The sequence below is a fragment of the Micromonospora deserti genome, assembly GCF_003236335.1.
Taxonomy (GTDB): domain Bacteria; phylum Actinomycetota; class Actinomycetes; order Mycobacteriales; family Micromonosporaceae; genus Micromonospora; species Micromonospora deserti.
The window spans coordinates 1-4514 of record NZ_POUB01000380.1; the positions used below are offsets into that span (position 1 = coordinate 1).

Sequence of the window (4514 nt, forward strand, 5' to 3'; positions counted from 1 at the left end):
GGTCCACGGGCGGGCGCGTCGCGCGGGGCCGGGACGTCGCCGGTGGCGTCCTGCGAGGCGCGGGCGTCGTCGGTCGCGTCGGGCGGGCTCGCGGCGTCGTCGGTCGCGTCGGTCGGGCCGGGCGAGCCCGGGACGGTCGCCGGCTCGTCCACCGGCGGTACGGGGGAGGGAGTCGGCTCCTCGGTGACCGCCGGATCCCGGTCCCGGTGCGGGTCCGGCGTGCTCCCGTCGGCCGGCCGGTCGGCTTCCGGCTGCGGCTGCGGCATCGCGGCAATCTCCTCTCGGGCCGAACCGAGGTTAGTACCGGCCTGCCACCGCCTGCGATCCCGCCCGCCCTCCGGCCGGCTGTCCGCCCCCGTCGCGCCGGTGGCCCGCCGCCTAACTCCCGACGGGCGGCGCGGCGCGGCGGCGTCCGCGCGGCGGTCGCCGGCGGGACGCGTACCCTTGGGCATCATGAGCGTCCCGTCCACCACGCCGCGCCCCGTCGCGGCCAACTCCGTCTGGCCCCGCCTGGAGCCGTTGCTGCCCCAGGTGACCAAGCCCATCCAGTACGTCGGTGGCGAGTTGGGTGCGGTGGTCAAGGAGTGGGACGCGGCGACCGTGCGCTGGGCGTTGATGTACCCCGACGCCTACGAGGTCGGCCTGCCCAACCAGGGTGTGCAGATCCTCTACGAGGTCCTCAACGAGCTGCCCGAGGTGCTCGCCGAGCGCACCTACGCCGTCTGGCCGGACCTGGAAAAGCTGATGCGCGCCCACGGCGTGCCGCAGTTCACCGTTGACGCGCACCGCTCGGTGCGCGATTTCGACCTGTTCGGCGTGTCGTTCGCCACCGAGCTGGGCTACACCAACCTGCTCGCCGCGATCGACCTGGCCGGCATCCCGCTGCTCGCCGCCGATCGCACCGACGCCGACCCGGTGATCGTGGCCGGTGGGCACGCCGCGTTCAACCCGGAGCCGATCGCCGACTTCATCGACGCCGCCGTGCTCGGCGACGGCGAGGAGGCGGTCCTGGAGATCACCGCGATCGTCCGGGAGTGGGAGGCCGAGGGCTCCCCGGGTGGACGCGACGAGCTGCTGCTGCGGCTGGCCCGCACGGAGAGCGTCTACGTGCCGCGCTTCTACGACGTGGACTACCTGCCCGACGGGCGGATCCAGCGGGTGGTGCCGAACCGGGCGGACGTGCCGTTCCGGGTGCACAAGCGTACGACGATGGACCTGGACGCCTGGCCGTACCCGAAGAAGCCGCTGGTGCCGCTGGCCGAGACGGTGCACGAGCGGTACGCGGTGGAGATCTTCCGGGGTTGCACCCGGGGCTGCCGGTTCTGCCAGGCCGGCATGATCACCCGGCCCGTCCGCGAGCGCTCCATCACCACTGTGGGGCAGATGGTGCAGCAGGGGCTGGAGTTCTCCGGGTTCCACGAGGTGGGTCTGCTGTCGCTGTCGTCGGCCGACCACTCCGAGATCGGCGACATGTGCTCCGGCCTGGCCCAGCAGTACGAGGGCACCAACGTCTCGCTGTCGCTGCCGTCCACCCGGGTGGACGCGTTCAACATCGAGCTGGCCCGGGAACTGTCCCGCAACGGGCGGCGGACCGGCCTGACCTTCGCCCCGGAGGGCGGGTCGGAGCGGATCCGCAAGGTGATCAACAAGATGGTGTCGGAGGAGGACCTCATCCGCACCGTCGTCACCGCGTACACCAACGGCTGGCGGCAGGTGAAGCTCTACTTCATGTGCGGCCTGCCCACCGAGACCGACGACGACGTGCTCCAGATCGCCCGGATGGCGCACGAGGTCATCAAGGCCGGCCGGGCCGCCACCGGCTCGAAGGACATCCGCTGCACGGTCTCGATCGGCGGTTTCGTGCCGAAGCCGCACACCCCGTTCCAGTGGGCCGCGATGGAGCGGCCGGAGGTGATCGACAACCGGCTCAAGCTGCTGAAGCAGGCGATCAACTCGGACCGTTCGCTGGGCCGGGCGATCGGCTTCCGCTACCACGACGGCGAGCCGTCGCTGATCGAGGGCCTGCTCAGCCGGGGTGACCGGCGGGTCGGCGCGGTGATCCGCAAGGTGTGGGAGAACGGCGGCCGGTTCGACGGTTGGAGCGAGCACTTCTCCTACCGGCGCTGGGTGGACGCGGCGGCCGAGGTGCTGCCCGCGTTCGGCGTCGACCTGGACTGGTACACCACCCGGGAACGCGACGAGTTGGAGGTCCTGCCCTGGGACCACCTGGACTCCGGCCTGGACAAGGAGTGGCTCTGGCAGGACTGGCAGGACGCGCTGAGCGAGTACGAGCAGGACGACTGCCGGTGGACCCCGTGCTTCGACTGCGGCGTCTGCCCCGCCATGGATACCGAGATCCAGATCGGCCCGACCGGGAAGAAGCTGCTCCCGCTCACCCCGGTCGGCGGCCTGAAGCGGTCCACTCCCGCGCGGCAGTGACCGCCGTCTCTGGCTGACGGTCCGAGCGGGCCCACCTGGTTGATCATGAAGTTGTTGTCACCGCCACGGCGTGTCGCCGACAATGACTTCATGATCAACGAGTACTGACCGAACGAGGAGCACGACGATCAGTAAGAAACCACAGCCCGAGGGCGGGCAGGCGCCGGTCGTCCAGCGCGTCCGGATCCGCTACGCCAAGCGCGGGCCGCTGCGGTTCACCTCGCACCGGGACTTCGCCCGCGCGTTCGAGCGGGCGCTACGCCGGGCCGGCGTGCCGATCGCCTTCTCCCAGGGATTCACCCCACACCCCAAGATCTCGTACGCCAGCGCCGCCCCCACCGGAGTGGCGAGCGAGGCGGAGTACCTGGAGATCGGGCTCCGCGAGGCGGTCGACCCGCAGGAACTGTGCGCCGCGCTGGACGCCGCGCTCTCGCCCGGGCTCGACGTGCTGGACGCGGTGGTGGCCGACGGGGGGAGCCTGGCCGACCGGATCGAGGCGTCCCGATGGCGGATCGAGCTGCCCGAGGTCGAGCCGGCGGCGCTGGCGGCCGCCGTGAGCGCCTTCACCGCCGCCGACGAGGTGCTGGTCGAACGCATGACCAAGCAGGGCCGGCGCACCTTCGACGCCCGCGCCGCGGTCATCAGCATCGATCTGGTGCGGCCGACGGAGACGCCTTCCGGGGCCCCGGCCGTACCGTGTGCGATACTCGAAGTGGTCGTGCGGCAGGTCACCCCGTCCGTACGGCCCGATGACGTCCTTTCCGGCCTCCGCGTGGTGGCCGACCTGGAGCCGCCGGTGTCGCCGAGGGTGATCCGGCTGGCTCAGGGCATGCTGACCGCGCAGGGTGCGATCGCGGATCCGTTGGAGGCGGACCGCGACGGGGCAACCATCGGCGAGCGCTGACCCACGGTCAGCGCTCAGGCAGGCAGACTTCGGCGGGCGCGCGACTCGTGCGGCCGGCGGAAACACCTTTTGCGGCGACCCTGCGTGGCAGCGCTCACCCGCGCCCGGGGCAGCCAGAACTGGAGAACGTCCATGCTCGAGAACGAGCCAAAGGGCGGCGAACGGGCCGGTTCACAGCCGGCCGGCGAGACCGTCGACACCAGCACCGGCGGCGCGACCGCCGAGCACAGCCCCGCTGCGCAGGGCGCGACCGGCGCGCCGGAGGCGGGCAGCACCGCCGCCGAGGGACCCGCCGCCCCGGTCCGGCGGCGGGCCACTCGCCGCCGGGCCGCCCCGCTCAACCAGCCGGAGCAGACCGAGGCGCCGGTCGAGGCGTCCACCGCCCTGGCCCCGGGTAGCGGCGAGGCGCCCCAGGCGGAGGTGCTCGCCCCGGTCTCCGGCGACCTCGACGCCGCCCCGAAGACCCCGCGCCGCCGCCGCAAGGCGACCAGCGCCGAGAAGGCCACCGAGGAGCCGCTGGTCGCGGCCGGGGCCGAGGAGGCCGGTGCCGAGGTCGTGCCGCCGGTCAAGGTGACCCGTACCCGGCGGAAGAAGGCCGCGCCCGCGGCGGCCGAACCGGCCGCGGAGACGCCGGCCGACGTCGCCGAGCCCACCCCGGCCGCCAGCCGCGACGAGGCCGGCGCCGCCGGGCAGCCGGCGGCCGGCGCGGCGCCCGAGGCGGGCACCGCGTTCGGCGCCGCCGCCCAGCCCGCCGCCGGCAGCGCGGCGCAGAGCCGGTCCGGGGAGGTGCCGCCCGGTGCGGCGGTGACCCCGCCCGCCGACGAGACGGCCGAGACTGCCGCGCCGGAGCCGAGGGCCCGCCGCCGGCGGGCCGCGCTCTCCGCGCCCACCGTGCTGTTCATGGCCCCGCAGCCGGAGCAGATCCCGGTCACCCCGGCCGCCGCGCCCGCGCCGGCCGCGGAGGAGCCCGCCGCCGAGGAGCAGGCCGAGCCTGCGCGCCGCCGCCGGCGCGCCCGCCGCGAGGTGGAGCCGGTCGAGGTCGCGGAGGCCGAGGAGGAGCCGACCGAGGAGGCCGAGGAGGCCGCCGAGGACGAGGACGAGGAGACCGCGGCCGCCCGCCGGCGCCGTCGGCGGGGTCGCCGGGGCCGGGGCCGGGGCAAGGGCGGCGTGG

2 protein-coding genes and 2 pseudogenes are annotated in these 4514 nt (G+C 74.3%); 3 read left to right on the forward strand and 1 reads right to left on the reverse strand.

Going from position 1 to position 4514, the window contains the following annotated elements:
• A pseudogene (locus C1I99_RS29615) lies at positions 1-266 on the reverse strand (hypothetical protein); the annotation flags it as partial.
• Between the two features lie 187 nt (positions 267-453).
• Here C1I99_RS29615 and C1I99_RS29620 point away from each other — a divergent pair.
• From C1I99_RS29620 to C1I99_RS29630, 3 genes and pseudogenes are all read left to right on the forward strand, one after another.
• The gene (locus C1I99_RS29620; protein WP_111137481.1) at positions 454-2439 is read left to right on the forward strand and encodes a TIGR03960 family B12-binding radical SAM protein; all 1986 of its coding nucleotides are present in this window, start codon (positions 454-456) and stop codon (positions 2437-2439) included.
• Positions 2440-2623: 184 nt separating this feature from the next.
• Positions 2624-3343 carry a TIGR03936 family radical SAM-associated protein gene (locus tag C1I99_RS29625; RefSeq protein WP_111137482.1) on the forward strand — a complete coding sequence of 240 codons (720 nt, stop codon included), beginning with the start codon at positions 2624-2626 and terminating at the stop codon, positions 3341-3343.
• 132 nt (positions 3344-3475) lie between these two features.
• Positions 3476-4514, forward strand: a pseudogene (locus C1I99_RS29630) (ribonuclease E/G); the annotation flags it as partial.